The organism is Collinsella sp. AF11-11, assembly GCF_003465485.1.
Lineage (GTDB): Bacteria > Actinomycetota > Coriobacteriia > Coriobacteriales > Coriobacteriaceae > Collinsella.
Genome location: NZ_QSAS01000001.1, coordinates 34,445 through 56,017 on the forward strand (window position 1 = coordinate 34,445; position 21,573 = coordinate 56,017).

Below are 21,573 nucleotides of genomic sequence, written 5' to 3' on the forward strand. Positions count from 1 at the left end.
CAGTTACGAGACAAAACCGGGTCTACACGTTACAGATTGAGACGAACTCAAACATCGCAAAACATAATCTCGATCTGTAACAGTTAGAGTTCATTTTCCCCGCTAGATGTTACAGATTGAGATGTTTGGTAGGGGCTGCCAACGATTGAGCAGCCACCCTCATCTGTAACGAAATGTCATATATTTCTTTCTGTACTAGACACCCCCAGGGGGTATGGGTGTATAGTATCGGCAGGTTAACAATTACAACACCGAACTGCAGAAAGGAGAAGCCATGGCTCAAGATAAGTTCGACGTGGGCGGCATGACATGCGCCGCTTGCCAGGCGCACGTAGACCGCGCCGTGAGCAAGCTCGACGGCGTCGAGAGCGTCGCGGTCAATCTGCTCGCCGGCTCCATGATGGTCGACTATGACCCCGCGCAGGTCACCCCCGACGACATCTGCACCGCCGTCGATCGCGCTGGCTACTCGGCCTCACCCGTCAGCACGGGCACCGACGCCGCCCAAAGCGGCAGTACGCAAGCCAGGTCCGGCGCCGCCCATATGGAGTCGCCCACCAAAAAACTGGAGGCCGCCGCCTCTGCCATGCGCACCCGCCTCATCGTCTCGATCGTATTCCTCATCCCACTGTTCTACATAGGCATGGGACACATGCTCGGTTGGCCGCTGCCCGGCATTTTCACCGATCACACCCATAGCATGACGCTCGCCCTCACCGAGCTCGTCCTGCTCATCCCCATCATCTATGTCAACGACGCGTACTTTATCAACGGGTTTAAATCGCTCGCGCACGGCGCACCCACCATGGACGCCCTCATCGCCGTGGGCGCCACTGCCTCCATCGCCTGGTCGCTCTACGCCATGTTCATCATGGCCGACCAATTAGCCGCGGGTCAGATCCACGAGGCCATGATGACGGGCATGGACAATCTGTATTTTGAGAGCGCGGGCACGATCCTGTCGCTGGTCACCGTGGGCAAATACCTCGAGACGCGCAGCAAGTCCAAAACCGGCGGCGCCATCGAGGCGCTGATCGACCTGGCGCCCAAGACCGCGACCGTCGTTGCCGACGACGGTACCGAAACCACCGTCGACGTCGACAGCATCCTTCCCGGCCAGGTCCTGCGCGTGCGCCCCGGAGAGTCCATCCCCGTCGATGGCGTGGTGCTCGAAGGCAGCTCGGCCGTGGACGAGAGTGCGCTCACCGGCGAGTCCATCCCCGTGGAAAAGACCGCCGGCGACACCGTCAACGCCGCCACCGTCAACCGCACCGGTTCGTTTACCTTCCGCGCCACGCGGGTGGGTGCCGAGACATCGCTCGCCAAGATCATCCAGCTCGTCGAGGACGCCAACGCCACCAAGGCGCCCATCGCCCGCATGGCCGACAAGGTCGCCGGTGTGTTCGTGCCCGTGGTGTTCGTGATCTCGGCCGTGACCTTTGCGGCGTGGATGGCGCTGACCGGCAGCATAAACGAGGCGCTCACCTCCGCCGTGGCCGTGCTGGTGATCAGCTGTCCGTGCGCACTGGGTCTGGCCACGCCCGTCGCCATTATGGTGGGCACCGGCAAGGGCGCCGAAATGGGCATTCTGTTTAAGAGCGCCGAGGCGCTAGAGAACCTGCGCAGCGTGGGCACCGTCGTGCTCGACAAGACGGGCACCGTCACCCGCGGCAAGCCGGCCGTGACCGATATCGTGGTTGCCGCACGCGCCGACGGCTCGCCCGCCATGAGCGAAAAGGCGCTGCTCAAGCTGGCCGCCGCGCTGGAGCGCTCGAGCGAGCACCCGCTGGCCGAGGCGATTATGGCCGAGTGCGAGTCGCGCGGAATCGTCGCGCGCATGGTCGAGGACTTTGCCGCCGTGCCCGGGCGAGGCGTTACGGCACGCGAGGGGCAGAATGTCATCGCGGCCGGCAACGTGCGCCTGATGAACGAGCTGGGCGCGGAGGTGCCCGCCGGTCTTACCGAGCAGTTCGCTGCCGAGGGCAAGACGCCGCTGTTCTTTGCCAAGAACGGCGAGCTTGCCGGCACCATCGCCGTGGCTGACGAGGTCAAAGAAACGAGCGCCGAGGCCATCGCCGCGCTCCGCAAGCTCGGCGTCGACGTGCGCATGCTCACCGGCGACAACCGCGTGACGGCCGAGGCCATCGCCCGCCGCGTGGGACTCACCAGCGAACAGGTTATCGCCGACGTCCTCCCCGCCGACAAGGAACGCCACGTGCGCGAACTGCAGGATGCGGGCGGCAAGGTCGCCATGGTGGGCGACGGCATCAATGACTCCCCCGCCCTGGCGCGCGCCGACGCGGGCCTTGCCATTGGCACCGGCGCCGACATCGCCAAGGAGGGCGCCGACGTGGTGCTCATGCGCAGCGACCTCATGGACGTCGCCCGCGCCATCGAGCTTTCGCGCGCCACGATCCGCAACATCAAGCAGGACCTGTTCTGGGCACTGTTCTACAACGGCATCGGCATTCCGCTGGCAGCGGGCGTGTTCTTCCCACTCACCGGATGGCAGCTCTCGCCGATGTTTGGCGCCGCGGCCATGAGCCTGTCGAGTGTCTGCGTCGTAAGCAATGCCCTGCGCCTGCGAACCTTTAAGCCGAAAGTGGCAAAATAGGATCACTATTACGTTCATTTAGAACGGGTTTTCCAGGTGCCCGAGATTGACCTGAAAGAGGAGCGACGCGTACTTTGGTACGTGAGCGACGGCTTGAAGGTCAAGGTCGGGTGCCTGGGAAAGCCGACACAACAGAGAGGAATACCCATGCTGTACACAATCAAGACTTCCGGCCTTATGTGCGGCCACTGCGATGCTACCGTCGAGACGGCACTGCTCAACGTTGCCGGCGTGACCGACGCCGACGCCGATCACGAGACCCAGACCGTCCAGGTGGAGTGCGCCGACACCGTGACCGCCGAGCAGCTCGCCACCGCCGTCGAGGGCGCCGGCGAGAAGTTCCACGCCCTGTCCGTAACCGCCGCGTAACGACCCACGCGCACCCCGACCAGAAACGAGGACCCGCCATGATGGCAGACCATAAATCGGTGACTCGCATGCTTAAGACGGCACGCGGGCAGATCGACGGCATCCTGCGGATGGTCGAGGAGGACCGCTATTGCGTCGATATTTCCACGCAGCTTATGGCCACACAGGCGCTCCTCGCGCGCATTAACGCCGACGTGCTCAAGGCGCATATCGAGGGCTGCGTGACTTCGGCAATCGAATCGGGCGACGAAGACCTCAAAGCCGCCAAGCTCGCCGAGATCGAACGCGTCGTCGACAAGCTCTCCAAGTAATTGGTGTATCGGGGACAGGTACATTTTTTGCGCCACCTTGGTGCAGATTAACCTGTCCCCCTTGCTCTAAATCGGGTATAAAGGCGTGCAGCATATCGAACGAAAGGCAATTTGCATGAATGACTTTATGAAGGGTCGCAATGGTGCCGATGAACTCACCATCGTGATGGGTTTTGCCGGCATTGTCATCGCGATGATCGGATCGATGGCCCGCATCCAGTGGCTCAGCTGGATCGCCATCGCTGTGATCGTGCTCGGCGTGCTGCGTGGCCTGTCCAAAAACATCGACGCGCGTCGTAAGGAGAACACGGCCTTTGTCGCCGCGACTGCGAACGTCCCCGGCTTGGGTAAGTTCGTCGCCAGCTTGGGCGGCGGCACCGCAGCGGCAAATGCCTCGCGTGCGGCCGGCACCAGCAAGGAAGACTTAGAGCGCGCCAAGCGCACGGCCAAGAAGATGTGGAAGGGTCGCAAGACCACGGCATACCTCAAGTGCCCCAACTGCGGCCAGATGTTGTCCGTCCCCAAGGGCAAGGGCAAGATCCGCGTCACCTGCCCCAAGTGCCACGCCAAGATGGAAACACGCTCCTAGGCATCGCGCCGTGGGGCAAATGAATCAGTAGTGTTTGTCTCAAATCTGAAGCATTTATTCGATAAAAAAGCCGAGGCCTCTTGCTGAGACCTCGGCTTTTTTGTATAAGGCGGCGGCGTTCGACGAGCCGACTGTCCACCGTCACACCGGCGCTTACGCCACGCCGTCGCGGGCGAGCTCCTCGGCCAGCGCTTCGGCAGGCATGGCCATAATCGCGTCGAGCTCGGCGTCCACCTCGGGAATACGCTTCACCTTGAGTTTGCGCACCAGGTTACCGCGACACATCACGTGTATCGGCTCACGCAGAGCGCACAGGTCATCGAGCGGGTTCTCGTGCGTCACCAAAATGTCGGCCGCCTTGCCGCACTCAATCGTGCCGGTCTCGTCACCCAGGCCCAGTAGCTCAGCATTGACTTGCGTGGCCGTATGCAGTGCAAACGCATTGCTCACGCCCACGTACTTGGCATAATAGGCCACCTCGCGCCACATGTCGTACTGGGTCACGAACGGGCAGCTCGAGTCCGTGCCCAGGCCCACCTTAACGCCGGCTTCCAGCGCCGCACGAGCGCTCTCGATAATGCCCGAGCACACGATGTCGCCGTTCTTCTTTTGCGTGTCGGTCGAATGGGTCTTTTCCGGATCGAGCAGTACAAACGGCAGCGCCGGACTAATCGTGCAGGTCACGCTCGGCGCGCGTCCCTCGAGCTGTGTTCCCGCGGCGCCGCGGTACAGCTCCAGGATCTCGGGGGTCATCGGAGCGCCGTGCTCGATTGTGTCGACACCGGCCTGAAGCGCGGCCTTCACACCTTCGGTGCTCTCGACATGGGCCATGACCGGAAGGCCAACCTCGTGCGCCGCCTTGCACGCCGCCGCGGCGACATCGACCGGCATGCGCAGCACGCCCGGCTCGCCTACTTCGGTCGCATCGAACACGCCGCCCGTCACGAACAGCTTGATGACGTCGGCACCGCGCGCATACAAGTCACGCACTTGTTCGGCCGCCTCATCGGGGGTATCGGCGACCTGCGCGAACAGCCCCGCACCGTGACCGCCCGGCACCGTGACACCCGTTCCCGGCGCCACCAGACGTGGACCCTGATACTTGCCGGCATCGATAGCATCGCGCACGGCAATATCGGCAAACAGCGGGTCACCCGCACCGCGCACCGTGGTCACGCCGCTTGCCAACTGTTGCTGGGCACTGCCTTTGAGGATGTGGCGAACGATGGCGCGGCCCACGGGATTGTCGAGCTTCTTCATCAGTGCACCCGCATCGCCCGCCGAAACCGGCTTGCCCGAGCCGCACAGATGCACATGCATATTGATGAGACCTGGCATGAGATACGCCCCTGCCAGGTCGATGACCTCGGCACCCGCCGGCGCCTGCGCCACAGCACTCGGCCCCATCCATGTGATGACACCGCGCTCAACGGCCACGGCCATATCGGGCTGCGGCTCCATATGCTCCGAGCCATCCAAAACGGTCGCATTGATAAACAACGTGGGACGATCGGCAGTCGCCATATCGAGCTCCTCCCTCTCAGAAAACTTCAACATTTGTCCATTATTACCTAGCGCGGCGGAATTGCTGCGGACATATCGGTCAACGGAGAAAGGAGGAGATGCGGAGAATGGAATGCGTTGCAGCCCCATCCCAGCGACATCCGGGAAATGTCTAGATCTGTAACAGGTGGACCGTCTTTAACCTTCCAAATGTTACAGATCGAGATCTTTCGGCACCGCGTCCAACCTTTGTCTCAATCTGTAACAGTTAGACCGGTTTTTGGCCGTTAGATGTTACAGATCGAGATATTTTCCAGCTCTGTCGTCAAACGTCTAAATCTGTAACAAGTAGACAGGTTTTCGGCCGTTAGATGTTACAGATCGAGATATTTTAGCGGCAGCCAACCTTCTGTCTCGATCTGTAACAGTTGCGAGGCCAAACGGCCCCTTGTTGTTACAGATCGAGACAAACTCGGCAGGAACAACCACATCCGCGTCAGTTACACCCCTCAGCGCCCATACCACTGCCGCCTCCACTGCTCAGCCAAATCGGCCCACTGCGGAATGCCCGCCAGTCTCATCTTTTCGGCCAGCTTCCCCGGATTCTTGAGCTCATCAAACGTAAACCTCAGCACCTTATGTCCGAGCATCGTCAGATGAGACTCTCGCTGACGTTCTGCCACGAATGGGTGGACCGACTCCCGACCCTCGTCGTTCTGTAAGGCATACTTTCCCTTTCCATCGAGCTCGCCAATCACGCACGTCCCGTCCTCGAGCCTCCAGAAATAATCAACGCGAAACACTTGGCTCGAATCAAGCGGGTCACGAAACTCCACCTGCAACTCTGGCACCGGAAAACCGTATGCAATAAAGAACGCCCGGAACCGAGACTCGCCACCGTTTTCGGACAGCCCGTCCGCATGCGACGCAATCACCTGAGCTCTGCGATACCCGCGTCTGCCCTCGCAATCGGCCTGGAGCCGTTCGCAGAGGTCGTCGCGCGATATGCCCTTCGCCCGCAGCGCAGAATCGGCGATCGCCAGACCATACGAAAACGGCGCACGCAGCAGACAATCCTTCACCGTGCGCCAAAACGGCGTCACCCGCACGCCGTCGACTTGTTCAAGCGCACCCGCCGCCTGCGGACGCAACAGCCGGCATCCTGCACTCAGCGGCACCGAGCAACCCGTCTTAACAAGAAATCGCGGCCCAAGCAGATCATTCGGCACCTCCAGACCCCACAAAAGTGCCGCGTCATAACCCCAAAACGCCCAATCGGGATGAAACTCCGCAAGCCCTTTGATGGTGCGCAACGCTCGCTCCGCCGGCGTCAGTACACCCCAATCATGTTGAAAGCAGAACAAATACGGCTCGGGCTCCGCAATATCATCGGTTCCCACATGACGCCGCAGCCACATAAGCTCGGCATTGTCGTGCGTCACAAGCAGCACGCCTAGTTCAGCCGCCTCCGTGAGCCGCGCGAGCATCCTATTCCGCGCCAAGGTGTTACGTGTTGCATGCTTGTGTTTGAAAACGATATTAGACACTTCCATCACCACCACATCGGACAAATGGACCATTGTCACCGTTACCTCCGCTGATAAACGTCTTGATCTGTAACAGTTAGACGTTCTCCAGGCCCCTAAACGTTACAGATTTAGACAAACCAGCGGCGCCCAAGTATTCGTCTCGATCTGTAACAGGTAGACCGGTTTTTTGTCCCTAAACGTTACAGATCGAGACATAAAGACAGAGGGCAAGGCAGGCGACAGCTGCCCATCCCCTACTTCCACTCCTGCTCGTAGATGTTGAGTGACTTCACGTACCGCCCCTGGGCGCCCATGATGTCGCGGACCAGCCGCAAGAAGAAGCTGATGCACGAGGTGTCAAAGCCGTCCTGCAGGTCCTCGGGATGCACCGCACCCGGCCCATCGACCGCCGTGTCGTTCAGGCGCGCGATGTCATACAGGTAGAGCTGTCCCGCCGTAAGCCAGGCATCGTCGACGCAGGCGAGGCGCACCGCAATCGCGCCGTCACTCCAGTGCTCCTTCTGCACGATATGCGGGTCGTAGACATCAAAGCGATGATCGGTGCGTGTGTCCTTCAGCGCAACCATGCCGTTCGCAGGATCCTTGTCCAAAATGCCAAAGCGCGAGAAATACTGCGTGTCGCGTACCTGCTCGAGCCGCTTGAGCGAGGCAGGCGAAAGCGATGCCGGCGGCTCGTCAACATACAGCTCGAGCAGCGTCTTGCCATGGCGATAGGGGCGCTCGAAGAGCAGCCAATCGGTAAATGCCATGTTGTAGGCCATGATTTCGTTTTGCGAAGGCTCGGTGCAATAGCTGAGCCACGGATCGACAATGATCTCGAACTGTTCGCGCGCCGACTCCAAAAACTGGAACTTCCGCAGCATCCAAAAGTGAGCCATGTCAGCAATATCGTTGCCGACGGCTTCAGCCAGCTCTGCTCGGTCAAAAACTTGGTCAGTCATGGCATCCTCCTCAAACTGATGGACCTCAATTTGAGCTTACGAGGAGGGTGGGCAGCCACTGTCAGCGCAGGCAAAATAGGCCTTTTGTTGCAAACCAGATGCTGACCAAACACTTGACGAAAAGCTTGACCGAATGAGCGCACCGCAAAGAAACCGCAGGTAGACATAGACAGCCAACACGACCTTTTGAGCCAGATGCCCGCAGCCACCACAGAAACAACAGGTGACCACAGCCCAAAAAGTCGACAAATGAACATCCGTACGTCGACAAACGAGCAAATCGCTCGCAAAGAGTGTCCCCAACGACTAGACAAAAATGACCAGTCATTGGGGACGTTCTTAAATGACTACTTTACAGCTTCAGCGCGTCGGCGACTTCGGCTGCGCAGGCCAGGGCGTCGGCCATAGCGTTCACCACGAGCGAGCTGCCGTTGCGAGCGTCACCGGCAACATACACCGGCGCGGCATCCGCGGCGACGCCGTCGACACGCGCCGCAAGATGCGAGCCCTCGGCAGCCATCACCGGCAGCGGACGGCCAGCGGTGGCGACAGGCACGCTCACCACATCGAACACGCTGTGCTCCGGACCCGTAAAGCCGCAGGCAATGAGCACCAGCTGCGCCGGCACCTCGTGCTCGGAGCCCGCGATGCGCTCGGGCTTTCCCGCCGACCAGTCCAGATCGACCACGCGCAGACCCGCAGCCGCACCCTTCTTGTCCAACAGCACCTCGAGCGTATCCACGCCCCAGGCACGCATCTCACCACCCATCGCAGCGATAGCCTCCTGCTGGCCGTAGTCGGTCTTCTTAACGTTGGGCCACTGCGGCCAGGGGTTGCTCGCCGCGCGCTTATCGGGCGCAGCCGGCAAGAACTCAAACTGGCGCACGCTGCGCGCGCCCTGACGCACCGCGGTACCCACACAGTCGTTACCGGTATCGCCGCCGCCAATGACCACAACGTCCAGGCCACGCGCATCGACCGCGAGCTCGCCGCCGTCGAGAACCGACACGGTCGAAGCCGTCAGATAGTCCACGGCGTACACCACGCCCGGGGCGTCCACGTTCGTAGCCGAAAGACCGCGCGGGGCACGGGCGCCAGCAGCCACCACCACAGCGTCAAAGCCGTTGAGCTTGGCCGCCACCGCAGGGTCCGTCACGTCGGCACCCAGCTCAAGCACAATACCCAGCTCGCGCATGAGCGCCACACGACGCTCGACCACAGACTTCTCGAGCTTCATGTTGGGAATGCCGTACATGAGTAGGCCGCCGGGGCGGTCGTCGCGCTCAAACACCGTCACGCGGGCACCGCGACGTGCAAGCTCCCATGCTGCCACCAGGCCAGCCGGTCCAGAACCAACCACGGCGACCGTGGGCGCATCCTCCCCCGCCGGCTCAAAGCGGCGCGGACCGCCGTTGGCCCACTCATGGTCGCTGATCGCACGTTCGTTGTCATGGATCGTCGTGGGCTGGCCATCGACCGAACCCAGGTTGCACGCGGCCTCGCACAGCGCCGGGCACACGCGGCTCGTGAACTCGGGCATGGGCGAGGTGAGCGACAGGCGCTCGGCCGCCTCGTCCCAGCGGCCGCGGTACACCAACTCATTCCACTCGGGAATCAGGTTGTGCAGCGGGCAGCCGCTCGGGCGTGCCTTGCCAAAGCTCGCGCCCATCTGGCAAAACGCCACGCCGCACATCATGCAGCGGCTCGCCTGGGCACGGCGTGCATCGTCGTCAAGCTCCACGTACAGCGGATCGAAATCGCGGCTGCGCTCCTCCACGGGGCGAAGCTCGTGGGTCACGCGATCGATATCAAGAAAAGCACCGGGCTTACCCATAGCACTTACGCCTCCTTCTTGGTCGAAGCAACAGAGCTGGCGGCCACGGACGCAGCACCCGCAGCACCGCCCGCAATATCGAAGCGAGCGACATCCGCGGCGCTCGCGCGACCGGTCACAATGTCAAACGCCAGCTCCTCTGCCTGCGCATGCGTCTTGCCGACGGCCTCGCTCGCAGCGACAATCGCCAGCACACGCTCGTACTCGGTCGGAATGACCTTCACAAAGTGCTTGCTCATCGTCTCAAAGCTGTAGAGCAGCTTAATGCCGCGTGGGCTCTGTGTCGCGTCCACGTGCTCCTGGATGAGCTCGCGAATCTGCGCCAGCTCGCCGGCCGTCGGGGCCTTGAGCTCAACGCTCTCGTGGTTCACGCGGGCATCGAGCGTGCCGTACTGGTCAAAGACATAGGCCACGCCGCCCGTCATGCCGGCGGCAAAGTTCTGCCCGACCTCGCCCAGGATGAGCGCCAGGCCGCCCGTCATGTACTCACAGCCGTGGTTGCCGCAGCCCTCGACCACCACGGTGGCACCGGAGTTGCGTACGCCAAAGCGCTGGCCGGCCAGGCCGTTGATGAAGCCGTGGCCGCTCGTGGCGCCAAAGAACGCAACGTTACCCACGATGATGTTTTCGTCGAACTTGTAGGTCGCATGCGGGTTGGGGCGCACCGACACCTCGCCGCCCGAAAGGCCCTTGCCAAAGTAGTCGTTGGCGTCGCCGCACACGTTGAGCGTAATGCCGCGCGGCAGGAAGGCGCCAAAGCTCTGACCGGCCGAACCATCGCAATCGATGGTGATGGAGCCGGCGGGCAGGCCCTCGGGATGTGCCTTGGTCACCGCGTTGCCCAGGATAGTGCCCACGCAGCGGTTGACGTTGGCGATATCGGCGCGGAAGCGAATCGGGCGCAGGTGCGCGCGAGCGTCGGCCGTGTAAGGCACAAACAGCGTGGAGTCGAGCGTCTTGTCGAGCTCGCTGTCCGCAGCCATCTGGGGCAGGAAGTGACGGCCGTCGGCACCCGAGATGTGGGCACCGAACTCGCAGGTCGCGCTCGCCAGCACGGGCGACAGATCGAGCAGGTTAGCCTTGCGGTTGCCCGGGACCTCGATCTGGCGCAAGCACTCGGGATGGCCGACCATCTCGTCGACGGTGCGGAAGCCCAGGCTCGCCATGACCTCGCGCAGCTGCTCGGCAACAAAGAGCATAAAGTGCTCGACATGCTCGGGCTTGCCGCGGAAGCCGCGACGCAGGCGACAGTTTTGCGTCGCGATGCCGGCGGGGCAGGTATCCTGCTGGCAGTCGCGCTGCATGAAGCAGCCCATCGAGATGAGCGGCATGGTCGCAAAGCCAAACTCCTCGGCGCCCAGCAGGCAGGCGACGGCAACATCGGTGCCGTCCATGAGCTTGCCGTCGGCCTCGAGCACCACGCGTGAGCGCAGGCCGTTTTGCAGCAGCGTCTGCTGGGCCTCGGCAAGGCCAAGTTCCAACGGCAGTCCCGCATGCCAGATAGAGTCGCGCGCAGCGGCACCCGAGCCGCCGTTGTGGCCACTGATCAAGATCTTGTCGGCAGCACCCTTGGCCACACCGGTGGCGATGGTGCCGACGCCGGCCTCGCTGACCAGCTTGACCGACACGCGCGCGCCGGGGTTGGCGTTCTTAAGGTCGAAGATGAGCTCGGCCAGGTCTTCGATAGAGTAGATGTCGTGATGCGGCGGAGGCGAGATCAGGCCGATGCCGGGCGTGGACTGACGGACCTCGGCAATCCAGGGGTAGACCTTCTTGCCGGGCAGGTGACCGCCCTCGCCGGGCTTGGCGCCCTGGGCCATCTTGATCTGGATCTCGAAGGCGCTGCACAGGTAGCGGCTCGTCACGCCAAAGCGCGCACTTGCCACCTGCTTGATCGCGGAGTTCTTGGAATCACCGTTAGCCAGCGGGGTCTCGCGACGCGGATCCTCACCGCCCTCGCCGGAGTTGGAACGGCCGTGCAGGCGGTTCATGGCGATGGCCATGCACTCGTGCGCCTCTTTGCTGATGGAACCGTACGACATGGCGCCGGTGTTAAAGCGGCGGACGATGTTGAGCGCGGGCTCCACCTCGTCGAGTGCCACCGGCGTGCGGCCGCTGGCATTAAAGTCGAGCAAGTCGCGCAGGCGCACGGCACGACCGGTGCGGTGCAGACGGGCGCTGTACTCCTTAAAGGTGTCGTAGCTGTCCTCACGGCAGGCGGTCTGCAGCAGGTAGACGACCTGGGGGTCGATGAGGTGTTCCTCGCCGCCGAGCGGGCGCCACTTGGTCAGACCCAGCGTGGGCAGCTGATCGGGAGCCGGGCTCTTAAGGATAGCGAGCGCGGCGTCGTAGCGCTCGTTTTGCTCGCGCTCGACGTCCTCGACACCCATACCGCCCACACGGCTCACCGTGCCGGCAAAGTACGCGTTGACGAACTCCGGCGTAAAGCCCACGGCCTCGAAGATTTGCGCCGAATGGTAGCTCTGCACCGTGGAGATGCCCATCTTGGACATGATGGAGACGATGCCGGCGGTCGCAGCCTTGTTGTAGTTGGCGATGCCCTGCTCGGCCGTCACGTCCAGGTCGCCGTGTGCCGCCAGATCGCGGATGCACGCATGCGCGTTATACGGATAGATGCCGCTCGCGGAGTAGCCCACCAGCGCCGCAAAGTCGTGCGGGGACACGGCGTCGCCGCACTCCACCACGATATCGGCAAAGGTGCGCACGCCGGCACGGATCAGATGGTTGTGCACGCAACCCACGGCGAGCAGCGACGGCACGGGGACCTCGCCCGCAGTGGCGCGATCGCTCAGCACCACGATGTTCACGCCATCGCGCACCGCAGCCTCAACGTCCTCTGCAAGCTGCTTGAGCGCAGCCTGCAGCGCACCCTCGCCGGCATTGCGGCGGTACACGGCACGAAAACGGCGGGTCTTAAAGCCCACGCGGTCGATGGCGCAAATGCGGTCAAACTCCTCCTTGCTCAGCAGCGGTCGCTCCAAGCGAACCAGCTGGCAGGCCGTACGGGAGTCCTCGAGCAGGTTACCGTGGTTGCCCAGGTAGAGCGTGGTCGAAGTCACCATGTGCTCGCGCAGGGCGTCGATCGGCGGGTTTGTGACCTGAGCGAACAGCTGATAGAAATAGTCGTAGAACGAGCGCGTCTTTTTGGACAGGCAGGCCAGCGGCGCATCGATGCCCATCGAGGCGAGCGGGGCCTTGCCCTGCTGGGCCATAGGGCGCACGACCTCGTCGACATCATCCCAGTGATAGCCGAGCTTGGCCATGCGCACGGCGGCGGGTACCTCGGCGTCCTCGGCGGGCGTTGCCGCGGCAGGCCTATCGAGCACGTCGACGGTCAGCGTCTCCTCGGCAATCCAATCACGGTAGGGCTTTTCCTTGGCGTAACGGGCGCGCAGCTCGTCGTTGTAGATGACGCGCCCGCGGGCAAAATCGACCTCGAGCATCTGGCCCGGCCCCAGACAGCCGCTCGTCAGGATGTTCTCGGGGCTCACCTCGATGGTGCCCACCTCGCTTGCCAGCATAAAGCGACCGTCGCGCGTCACATAATAGCGGGCGGGACGCAGGCCGTTACGGTCGAGGGCGGCGCCCAGGGTACGGCCATCGGTAAAGGCGATAGCGGCAGGACCATCCCACGGCTCCATGAGCATGGACTGGTAAGCGTCGTAGGCGCGGCGCTCCTCACTCAGGTTGTCGTTGTGGTCCCACGGCTCGGGCAGCAACATGGACGCGGCACGCGTGAGCGGACGGCCGTTCATGACCAAAAACTCGAGCACGTTGTCCAGAATCGCGGAGTCGGAACCCTCGCGGTTGATGATAGGCATCACGCGCTCAAGGTCGTGCTGCAGCACAGGGCTGTACAGGTTGGGCTCGCGGGCGCGGATCCAGTTGACGTTGCCCTTGAGGGTGTTGATCTCGCCGTTATGGATGATAAAGCGGTTGGGGTGCGCGCGCTCCCAGCTGGGCGTGGTGTTGGTGGAGTAGCGCGAGTGGACGAGCGCCACAGCCGTCTTGACGGCGGCGTCGTTGAGGTCGATGAAGAAGCGGCGCATCTGCGTGGCGACCAGCATGCCCTTGTACACGATGGTGCGCGAGCTCATAGAGCACACGTAGAAGATCTTGTCGCGCAGGGCAAACTCGGCGTCGGCCTTCTTTTCGATGGTGCGACGGCACACGTACAGGCGACGCTCAAAGGCATCGCCGGCGGGCGTGTCGTCGGGGCGGCCCAGGAAAGCCTGCAAGATGGTGGGCATGCAGGCGCGGGTCGTCTCGCCCAGGTCGTGCGGGTCGACCGGCACCTCGCGCCAAAAGAGCAGCGGCACGCCGGCCTCGGCGCAGCCTTCCTCAAACACGCGGCGGGCATCCTCTACGCCCTTGTCGTCCTGCGGGAAGAACAGCATTGCCACGCCATAGTCGCCCTCTGCCGGCAGAATCTGGCCGCACTTTTGAGCCTCTTTACGGAAAAAGTGATGCGGAACCTGGAACAGGATGCCAGCGCCGTCGCCGGTGTTCTTCTCGAGTCCCGTGCCGCCGCGGTGCTCCAAGTTGACCAGAATGGACAGTGCATCGTCCAGAATCTGGTGATGGCGCTCACCGTTGATATCGGCAAGCGCGCCGATGCCACATGCATCGTGGTCGAATTCGGGGCGATAAAGGCCCTGCTGCTGAGCGGAATCTGCCTGCATCGCGATCCTCCCCTAGATATTTAGACAGTCAGTTGAATAGGCATAGTAGGAGCATCAGGGCATCGTTGTGTTTCCCGCCCGTTTCGAAACAATCGCGTAACGCGCGCCCCACGAGTGGGTACCGCCGACCTCAAGGACGACAACAAGGGCCCCAGGTTCGGTCCGTAAGCTCACCGCTTCAAACATCTCAATCTGTAACAGGAGGAGCCGATTTTGGCGCCTAGATGTTACAGATCGAGACATTTCGGCAGCCCCTTTCACCATCCCATTCAAATACGGCAATTTTGTTAGTCTTGGTTAACTTTCGAGTCTAAAGCGGGTATCCTTTGTGGCGTCAAACAAACGGCACGCAGGAGCGCACCATGCTCAACCATCTCAAACAACGCTTTGGCTCCCGACGCACCGGTGGTCACGGAGGCCTAGACATTGCGCGGCATATCGGCCCCGGGCTGCTCGTCACCGTCGGCTTTATCGACCCGGGCAACTGGGCCTCCAATATGGCCGCGGGCTCGCAGTTTGGCTACGCGCTGCTGTGGATCGTCACGCTGTCCACGATTATGCTCATCGTCCTGCAGCACAACGCGGCGCACTTGGGCATCGCCACGGGCGCCTGTCTTGCCGAGGCCACGACTCGCTTCCTGCCCCGCCCCGCGGGACGTGCCGTGCTCGCCAGCGCCTATCTCGCGACTGTCGCCACCGCCATGGCCGAAGTCCTGGGTGGCGCGATTGCCCTTCAAATGCTCTTTGGGCTGCCCGTGCGCGCGGGCTGCGTCATCGTGGCGGCAGTATCGATGGCGATGCTCATGACGAACTCCTACAAGCATGCCGAACGCTGGATCATCGCCTTCGTAGGCGTGGTAGGACTCTCGTTTTTGGCCGAGCTTGCACTAGTCAAGGTCGACTGGCCGCAAGCCGCCGCAAGCTGGATCACGCCTAGTATGCCCACTGGCTCTGCCGCGATTATCGTGAGCGTTCTGGGTGCGGTCGTTATGCCACACAACCTTTTTCTGCACTCCGAGGTCATCCAATCCATGCACTTCGAAGGCCAAGGCGAGCAGGTTATCGAAGAACGTCTGCGCTACGAGCTCTTCGACACGCTCTTTTCGATGGGCGTGGGCTGGGCAATCAACTCGGCCATGGTCATCCTTGCCGCAACGACCTTCTTTGCGCACGGCATGGTCGTAGACGACCTCGCCGTCGCAGCGGCCACGCTCTCCCCCATCTTGGGCCCGGCGAGCTCGACCATCTTTGCGGTAGCGCTGCTGTTTGCGGGCCTCTCGAGTAGTGTGACGGCGGGCATGGCGGCGGGCACCATCACCGCGGGCATGTTCGACGAGGAATACGACATCCACGACCGACATTCCTCGATCGGGGTGGCGGCCTGTTTCGTCGGCGCAGTGACGGCGTGCCTGGTCGTCCCAAATCCTTTTGAAGGTCTCATCTGGAGTCAGGCGCTGCTGTCGCTTCAGCTGCCGATTACGGTCTTTGTGCTCATACGGCTCACCAGCTCACGCCGCGTCATGGGCAAATATGCCAATTCGCGCCCGCTCAACGCGCTGCTCGTAGGGATCGGTGCCATCGTGACGATTCTCGATGTCGTGTTGTTGACAGGGATGTAATGGGGCGGGGCACCTACTCAGGCAAACGTCTCGATCTGTAACATCTAGACCCGCTTTCGATGTCTAGATGTTACAGATTGAGATCTTCTGCCGGACGGTTTTGGTTTGTCTCGATATGTAACAAGTGGGCCCAATTTCCACCGTTAGATGTTACAGATTGAGACAAAAGGTCGGCCGGACTCACAACAGACAGGATCGGCCAACAGCAACCGTGATCCCTTGGGGGCGGAGGAAAAGGGCCCCGGCCGAGAATTCGACCGAGGCCCTTGGACAGAGCTATGTTCGGCTTTCGCCGTGTGTCTGCGAGCTACTCCTCGACGAGCTCAAACTGATCGGGACCGACGCCGCACACCGGGCACACATAATCCTCGGGCAGCTCGGGCGTATCGACCTCAACCTCGTAACCGCAAACGACGCACACGAACTTATACGTCTTCTTCTCCTCAGCCATGATGTTCTCCTCTCAAACGCGACTGGTGATGTACTTCATTTATCAGTATAGATTCTCAATAATATAATGCAAGTATTTTTAAAACATTTCTAGCCTTGATACGAGGACGCCTTCGGAGGCGTCTTGCCCTTCAGGACCTTATGGTAGTAATCGTAGGTGAGCGGCGTCTCGTCACTCAAGCGCTCGGCATCCTCGACCTCGCCGATAAACAGTAGATGCGTGCCAACATCCACAGTGTCGATCAAATGGCAGCTAAACAGGGCCGCCGCGTGCTCGGGCACATAGGGCATGCCCAGAGCCGTCTCGCGGGTCTCGTATTTGGCAAACTTGTCATAATCGCTGCTGGTGCGGAACCCAAAGTTACCGATGTAGAGCATATCGGCGGTCTGATCGATCACGGTCAGCGCGAACGCTTTGGCCGAAGCGATGACGCCCGAGGTGACGTTGTCCTTGTTCACGGCAACCGAAATGCGCGGCGGCATGGACGTCACCTGCACCGCAGTGTTGATGACGCAGCCGGCGCGCAGCCCGTCTGCCGCGGCGCTCACCACGTACAGACCGCTCGGCATGGTAAAGAACGCAGTTTTGTCCATAACAATCACTCCCCTAACCCGGGTTGGAACCTCATGGATGTATGTACCCACAAAAAAGGCGGCGTCCACAACGGACACCACCTTTGAGACATATGTGTCAAAACAGTATAAGCAAGATGAGACGCCCGCAGTTGCGGTGAAATAAGGACTGAATAGCCCCTCAAACAGGCAAAACAGTCCGTATTCCACCGCAACTTATACAGAACGCCTAGCGATTGCGCTCCTTGAGGGCGCGGTCGATCTCGCGCTGGACATCGCGCTTGGCCATATCCTCGCGCTTGTCGTAAAGCTTCTTGCCGCGGCCTAGGCCCAGCAGCAGCTTTACGCGGCCGTCGGTATTAAAGTAGAGCTCCAGCGGCACCAGCGCATAGCCGCGGTTGCGAAGTTTGCCGTCAAGAAAGTCGATCTCCTTGCGGTGCAGCAGCAGACGGCGCCGACGGTCGGGATCGCGATTCCACACGCCACCATGGCTATAAGGGTGGATATGCAGGCCGACGAGCCAGCACTCCCCACCACGAATCAGTGCGAAGGTATCGGTAATCTGGCACGCGCGCTCGCGAATCGACTTGACCTCGGTACCGCTCAGCTCAATACCGCACTCAAACGTCTCATCGATAAAGTACTCGTGATGTGCCGAGCGATTCTTGGAAATGAGCTTGCGCTCGCGCTTACTGGGCATCGCCGGCCTCCTTGGCGCCATCGGCGTTTGAACCCGCAGCCTCGCGCTTTGCCCTGCGCTCGGCATTAAGCTCGGCATCGCTCTCGCGCACCAGCTTGATAATCGCCGCGCAGGCCTCCTCGCCCACCAAATCGCGAGCACGCACCGTCAGACGCGTAGCCTCCTGCTTGTCGCCGTCGCTTGCAGCATCGGTCGCGCACATGATCAGGCAGATGGCGATCTCGGCCGAAGGCGAGGTCGGCACGCCCTGCAGGGCGAGCTCACCCATCACATGGTCGTCACTCTCGTCCGCGGCATCCGGATAGGTGGTATGGATCTTGTTGAGCAGGCGCGTCGTATGCGCATCATTGGGCGCCAGGCGCAGCGCCAGACGCGCGCAGCCCACGGCTGCCGAAATGTTCTCGGTCTCGGGCTCCAAGAAGTACTGACCCAAGTTGGTGTAGGCACGTGCGGCGCACTTACCGTCGCTCGCGCGCTCCAGCACCGAGAACGAGAGCGATGCCCACTCCTGCTTGTCCTCGAGCGCGCGGAACAGCTCGGCCAAGTCCAAGCGATAGTTGCAGTTCATGGGATCCCAACGCACGGCCTGCATCAGGGCATTCCGAGCACTCACATAATCCTGCTGGCGAATGTAGGCAAACGCCATGTCGGAGTACAGGCGGTCAAAGGGAACCTCGACCTGCACCAGCTCGCGCGGATCCTTCTCCACGCGGCGATAGGCCAGGCGCTCAAACTTGCTGTCGAAGCTAAAGTACTGGCGCTTCTCCTCCGTCTTGCACTCAGCGTCGATATACTCCTCGGCGAGCTCCACCAGACGCTCAAGCAGCGGCGTCGCCGTAGCCAGGTCGCCCTGCGCCAGATAGTTCTCGGCATACGTGATGTCTTCCAAGCTGATAGGCAGGTCCATGACAACTCCTCGGTCCGGGCGGCAGACTCAACGCGCGCCTTAAATATCGGTCAATACACAAAACCCGGGTCTCTTACGAGGCCCGGGCGTTCAATTTTGGTAGCCCGTACCAGATTCGAACTGGTGATCTCCGCCTTGAGAGGGCGGCGTCCTAAACCGCTAGACGAACGGGCCATATGTAGCAAATGCAATGGCTGGGATGGAGGGAGTCGAACCCCCATTGACGGAACCAGAATCCGCTGTCCTGCCATTAGACGACATCCCAATGACTGCATCGCTGCGCTCGGCTGTGCCTTTGCGCAAGAAAGAAATATACGGGAAGTCCCGCCGTGACGCAAGCCCTAATTTTGACTTTTTTGAAATTCAGTCAAATACGGCCGACACGTGAAGGACCTGTGAAGTCGACCGCTGCACACGAAGGGCAAAACGCCGCGAGCGGTAGCCGTCAACCGTTGGCAGATTCTACCGCGAAAACGATAGCACCAGGCAACACAATCGAAGTATCAATGATCACGTAGATATCGAGGCGCCATGGACGAAGAGCTTGATTACCTATGGGAGACCCTGGGCCTCGAGATCACTGCTGACCTTTGGCCCGAACGGGACAAAATCCATCCCACCCTGCGCCCCGCCATCACGGTGATGCAGGCAAAATACCGCCGTGCATCCTTTTTGATCATGCGGATGTCATGGCACGCGGGACTCCCCGACCTTAAGCGAATCCAGGCAAGCCTCGTCGAGCTGTCCGGTATGCCGACTGTCATATCCGAGGCGCACCTGGAGCAGCGCCAACGCGAGCGACTGCAACAGCAGCGGATTCCCTTTATCTGCCCCGGTGTTCAGGCATATCTGCCCTTTATGGACGAGGAGTACTGGAGCGGCAAGCCCAACAAGCACGTAAAGGTCTACGGTCCGCACGAATGGGCACAGCTCAAGGATTGAGCCGAGCGAGCCCTCCGATGGAAAACACGTCCCACCCCGAGCGCTCAAAACGGGTCGCACTTTCCGCAGCCGCTACAGCAGCGCCTCGGTCCAAGCTGCTTCCCTAAAGCCGGGAATCGCAAAGTCGTCGCCCACCAACAGCGGACGCTTGACCAGCATGCCGTCGGTCGCCAGCAGCTCGTAGCACTCCCGATCCGTCATGCCCGCATCTAGACGCGCCTTCAGGCCCAGCTCTCGATATTTCATGCCCGACGAATTAAAGAAGCGCCGCACCGGCAGTCCCGAACAAGCAATCCAGGTCGCAAGCTCATCAGCCGTGGGATTGTCCAAAACGATATCGCGGTCGATATACTCTACCCCGTGTTCGTCCAGCCATGCCTTGGCCTTCTTACAGGTCGAGCACTTGGGATATTCAACAAACAGTACGGTCATGGGATTTCCTTTCTTAGAGAAAACAGGTGTCCGGAAAACTGCACATCGACGACCACTCGCGATTGCAGCCGTTATTGTAGCCAATGTCGAAGCATAGGCAGTCGCGATGTCTCGTCTTAAGGCTAGCGCCTCGCATGGGCGCCGATCGGCCGAGTCGCATAGCGCACCAACGCCGCTGCCAGCAATACCAACAGCATGGCGGTGACATAGCCCGCAGCATCGAATCCTAAATCGATAACGTCGAAATGCCTGCCGGGAACAAAGATCTTATGTACCTGATCGCCAACGGAGCAGACGGCGCAAAAGAGCAACACGGGCACGCAACGGGAGCATACGCTCCAAGGACGCCTGGAAAAGCAAACCACGACCACCGAGGCGAACAATCCGACGAAGAAAAACTCTACGGTATGGGCAACGCGACGGACGTTCGTGCCCACCCACATGCGAATGGAAGCAAGTCGGCCAGACCGGACATTCGAAGCAGCCGAATCGGTGCCCCCGGTCATCCCGTTCTCGGTCTGAGCTTCACCCGCGACATCGGCAGCCTGAACGCCCGTAGCCTGACCCTCCACCACGCGCGCGGTGGACTCGCTCAGCAACGACGTCTCCACCGCATTTTGCTCCGTCAGCACCCAGATGCCCGCCAGCGTTGCAGCGAACAGAATGATCGCGGTCCATCCGATTATTTGTTTTACGCGCGCCAAGGGCCTACCTCCTTTTTTGAATATCAGCGAGTGTAGCCCCAAATGGCATCGTCACCGTATCAAAATTTGAATCGCAACAGGAAGCGACAAAGCGACGCAAACCCCTACCCCGCCTCGCGCATCCAGCGATCGAACGTCCCCACGCACACGCCCAGGCACTTTGCTGCCTGGCTGCGGGTAATATTGCCCGCCTCATAGCTATCGCGTACCAGATCAAACTGAGGAGGGCACGGCTTGCGAGGTCGACCGAAACGGACCCCTCGCGCCCGCGCCGCTGCAATTCCCTCCGCTTGGCGCCGATGGATATTCTCGCGCTCCACCTGCGCCACGTAGCTCAGCAGTTGCAGCACAATATCGGCAATCAGGGTGTTGGTCACATCCGGCGCGCCGCTGGCCCTGGCGCGCGTGTCAAGCAATGGCATGTCCAACACCACAATGGCAACCCCGAGCTCCTTGGTAATGCGTCGCCATTCCTCAAGAATCTCGGAGTAATTACGACCAAGTCGGTCGATAGAAAGCACCACCAGCACGTCCCCGTCTCCCAGGACGTGCAGCAGATCGCGATACCGCGGGCGATCGAAGTCCTTGCCGCTCGCATGGTCGGCATAAATATTCGCCGAGCCCACGCCATAGGCGCCCAGCGCATCCAACTGCCGATTAAGATTCTGATCGCGCGAACTCACCCGCGCATAACCGTACACCGTCGCCATCTCATCCCCGCTTTCTTGTAAACCTGCCAAAAAGGGACAGGTTTATTTTGGTAGGATTTACCTCTCCAATAGCAGGTAAGCGGGCGGCCGTGCAGACGGCAAGGTAGCCATGATCCAAATGC

18 protein-coding genes and 2 tRNA genes are annotated in these 21,573 nt (G+C 61.2%); 6 read left to right on the forward strand and 14 right to left on the reverse strand.

From position 1 onward, the window contains the following. Window positions 1–274: 274 nt before the first annotated feature. The 4 genes from DWV58_RS00130 (at window position 275) to DWV58_RS00145 (ending at window position 3,883) form a co-directional block, all read left to right on the forward strand. Complete coding sequence (locus DWV58_RS00130) at window positions 275–2,614, forward strand: cation-translocating P-type ATPase (RefSeq protein ID WP_117775806.1); 2,340 nt, start codon at window positions 275–277, stop codon at window positions 2,612–2,614. A 147-nt stretch (window positions 2,615–2,761) separates the two neighbouring features. After that, the gene (locus DWV58_RS00135; protein WP_117775807.1) at window positions 2,762–2,983 is read left to right on the forward strand and encodes a heavy-metal-associated domain-containing protein; all 222 of its coding nucleotides are present in this window, start codon (window positions 2,762–2,764) and stop codon (window positions 2,981–2,983) included. Between the two features lie 38 nt (window positions 2,984–3,021). Beyond that, entirely contained in the window at window positions 3,022–3,294 is a 273-nt protein-coding gene (locus tag DWV58_RS00140; RefSeq protein ID WP_022094020.1) for a metal-sensing transcriptional repressor, read from the forward strand. A 115-nt stretch (window positions 3,295–3,409) separates the two neighbouring features. After that, window positions 3,410–3,883 (forward strand): hypothetical protein, encoded by a 474-nt coding sequence (locus tag DWV58_RS00145; RefSeq protein WP_117775808.1) that lies wholly within the window; start codon window positions 3,410–3,412, stop codon window positions 3,881–3,883. Window positions 3,884–4,036: 153 nt separating this feature from the next. Here DWV58_RS00145 and DWV58_RS00150 read toward each other — a convergent pair whose 3' ends face one another. From DWV58_RS00150 to gltB, 5 genes are all read right to left on the reverse strand, one after another. Further along, window positions 4,037–5,407 carry an amidohydrolase family protein gene (locus DWV58_RS00150; protein ID WP_233540460.1) on the reverse strand — a complete coding sequence of 457 codons (1,371 nt, stop codon included), beginning with the start codon at window positions 5,405–5,407 and terminating at the stop codon, window positions 4,037–4,039. A 488-nt stretch (window positions 5,408–5,895) separates the two neighbouring features. Then, the gene (locus DWV58_RS00155) at window positions 5,896–6,972 is read right to left on the reverse strand and encodes a hypothetical protein (protein WP_147345853.1); all 1,077 of its coding nucleotides are present in this window, start codon (window positions 6,970–6,972) and stop codon (window positions 5,896–5,898) included. A gap of 197 nt (window positions 6,973–7,169) precedes the next feature. Further along, complete coding sequence (locus tag DWV58_RS00160; protein ID WP_117775811.1) at window positions 7,170–7,877, reverse strand: hypothetical protein; 708 nt, start codon at window positions 7,875–7,877, stop codon at window positions 7,170–7,172. 352 nt (window positions 7,878–8,229) lie between these two features. After that, window positions 8,230–9,711: a glutamate synthase subunit beta gene (locus DWV58_RS00165; protein ID WP_117775812.1), complete on the reverse strand. Its 1,482-nt coding sequence runs from the start codon at window positions 9,709–9,711 to the stop codon at window positions 8,230–8,232. Between the two features lie 5 nt (window positions 9,712–9,716). Continuing rightward, window positions 9,717–14,414, reverse strand: a complete 4,698-nt coding sequence (gene gltB / locus DWV58_RS00170) for a glutamate synthase large subunit (protein WP_117775813.1) — start codon at window positions 14,412–14,414, stop codon at window positions 9,717–9,719. A gap of 326 nt (window positions 14,415–14,740) precedes the next feature. On the opposite strand from gltB, the gene DWV58_RS00180 reads away from it, so the two are divergent. Next, window positions 14,741–16,033 (forward strand): Nramp family divalent metal transporter, encoded by a 1,293-nt coding sequence (locus tag DWV58_RS00180; RefSeq protein ID WP_233540461.1) that lies wholly within the window; start codon window positions 14,741–14,743, stop codon window positions 16,031–16,033. A gap of 307 nt (window positions 16,034–16,340) precedes the next feature. Here DWV58_RS00180 and DWV58_RS00185 read toward each other — a convergent pair whose 3' ends face one another. The 6 genes from DWV58_RS00185 to DWV58_RS00210 form a co-directional block, all read right to left on the reverse strand. Further along, on the reverse strand, window positions 16,341–16,484 hold the full coding sequence (locus DWV58_RS00185; protein ID WP_055251878.1) for a rubredoxin-like domain-containing protein: 144 nt from the start codon (window positions 16,482–16,484) through the stop codon (window positions 16,341–16,343). A gap of 89 nt (window positions 16,485–16,573) precedes the next feature. Continuing rightward, window positions 16,574–17,077: a flavin reductase family protein gene (locus tag DWV58_RS00190; RefSeq protein WP_055251877.1), complete on the reverse strand. Its 504-nt coding sequence runs from the start codon at window positions 17,075–17,077 to the stop codon at window positions 16,574–16,576. 208 nt (window positions 17,078–17,285) lie between these two features. Beyond that, window positions 17,286–17,756, reverse strand: coding sequence for an SsrA-binding protein SmpB (smpB, locus tag DWV58_RS00195; RefSeq protein WP_006235325.1), 471 nt, complete (start codon window positions 17,754–17,756; stop codon window positions 17,286–17,288). Next, window positions 17,746–18,663 (reverse strand): hypothetical protein, encoded by a 918-nt coding sequence (locus DWV58_RS00200; RefSeq protein WP_117564212.1) that lies wholly within the window; start codon window positions 18,661–18,663, stop codon window positions 17,746–17,748. The genes smpB and DWV58_RS00200 overlap by 11 nt, the downstream gene beginning before the upstream one ends. Window positions 18,664–18,760: 97 nt before the next feature. Beyond that, a tRNA-Glu gene (locus DWV58_RS00205) sits at window positions 18,761–18,837 on the reverse strand. 17 nt (window positions 18,838–18,854) lie between these two features. Next, window positions 18,855–18,928 (reverse strand) — tRNA-Gln (locus DWV58_RS00210). 266 nt (window positions 18,929–19,194) lie between these two features. On the opposite strand from DWV58_RS00210, the gene DWV58_RS00215 reads away from it, so the two are divergent. Further along, on the forward strand, window positions 19,195–19,605 hold the full coding sequence (locus tag DWV58_RS00215) for a hypothetical protein (RefSeq protein WP_117629499.1): 411 nt from the start codon (window positions 19,195–19,197) through the stop codon (window positions 19,603–19,605). Between the two features lie 72 nt (window positions 19,606–19,677). Here DWV58_RS00215 and DWV58_RS00220 read toward each other — a convergent pair whose 3' ends face one another. The 3 genes from DWV58_RS00220 to DWV58_RS00230 all read right to left on the reverse strand — a co-directional run bounded on the left by DWV58_RS00220 (window position 19,678) and on the right by DWV58_RS00230 (window position 21,451). Continuing rightward, complete coding sequence (locus DWV58_RS00220) at window positions 19,678–20,037, reverse strand: arsenate reductase family protein (protein ID WP_117775815.1); 360 nt, start codon at window positions 20,035–20,037, stop codon at window positions 19,678–19,680. A 122-nt stretch (window positions 20,038–20,159) separates the two neighbouring features. Beyond that, a complete protein-coding gene (locus DWV58_RS00225; protein ID WP_158551657.1) occupies window positions 20,160–20,741 on the reverse strand; it encodes a VanZ family protein in 582 nt (193 codons plus the stop codon). A 104-nt stretch (window positions 20,742–20,845) separates the two neighbouring features. After that, entirely contained in the window at window positions 20,846–21,451 is a 606-nt protein-coding gene (locus DWV58_RS00230) for a recombinase family protein (RefSeq protein ID WP_117775816.1), read from the reverse strand. Between the last annotated feature and the right edge of the window lie 122 nt (window positions 21,452–21,573).

Excerpts from the sequence above, each read along its gene's own strand:
- DWV58_RS00130 (WP_117775806.1), top strand. The coding sequence starts at position 275 with ATGGCTCAAGATAAGTTCGACGTGGGCGGCATGACATGCGCCGCTTGC.
- DWV58_RS00135 (WP_117775807.1), top strand. The coding sequence starts at position 2,762 with ATGCTGTACACAATCAAGACTTCCGGCCTTATGTGCGGCCACTGCGAT.
- DWV58_RS00140 (WP_022094020.1), top strand. The coding sequence starts at position 3,022 with ATGATGGCAGACCATAAATCGGTGACTCGCATGCTTAAGACGGCACGC.
- DWV58_RS00145 (WP_117775808.1), top strand. The coding sequence starts at position 3,410 with ATGAATGACTTTATGAAGGGTCGCAATGGTGCCGATGAACTCACCATC.
- DWV58_RS00150 (WP_233540460.1), bottom strand. The coding sequence starts at position 5,407 with ATGGCGACTGCCGATCGTCCCACGTTGTTTATCAATGCGACCGTTTTG.
- DWV58_RS00160 (WP_117775811.1), bottom strand. The coding sequence starts at position 7,877 with ATGACTGACCAAGTTTTTGACCGAGCAGAGCTGGCTGAAGCCGTCGGC.
- DWV58_RS00165 (WP_117775812.1), bottom strand. The coding sequence starts at position 9,711 with ATGGGTAAGCCCGGTGCTTTTCTTGATATCGATCGCGTGACCCACGAG.
- gltB (WP_117775813.1), bottom strand. The coding sequence starts at position 14,414 with ATGCAGGCAGATTCCGCTCAGCAGCAGGGCCTTTATCGCCCCGAATTC.
- DWV58_RS00185 (WP_055251878.1), bottom strand. The coding sequence starts at position 16,484 with ATGGCTGAGGAGAAGAAGACGTATAAGTTCGTGTGCGTCGTTTGCGGT.
- DWV58_RS00190 (WP_055251877.1), bottom strand. The coding sequence starts at position 17,077 with ATGGACAAAACTGCGTTCTTTACCATGCCGAGCGGTCTGTACGTGGTG.
- smpB (WP_006235325.1), bottom strand. The coding sequence starts at position 17,756 with ATGCCCAGTAAGCGCGAGCGCAAGCTCATTTCCAAGAATCGCTCGGCA.
- DWV58_RS00200 (WP_117564212.1), bottom strand. The coding sequence starts at position 18,663 with ATGGACCTGCCTATCAGCTTGGAAGACATCACGTATGCCGAGAACTAT.
- DWV58_RS00215 (WP_117629499.1), top strand. The coding sequence starts at position 19,195 with ATGGACGAAGAGCTTGATTACCTATGGGAGACCCTGGGCCTCGAGATC.
- DWV58_RS00220 (WP_117775815.1), bottom strand. The coding sequence starts at position 20,037 with ATGACCGTACTGTTTGTTGAATATCCCAAGTGCTCGACCTGTAAGAAG.
- DWV58_RS00230 (WP_117775816.1), bottom strand. The coding sequence starts at position 21,451 with ATGGCGACGGTGTACGGTTATGCGCGGGTGAGTTCGCGCGATCAGAAT.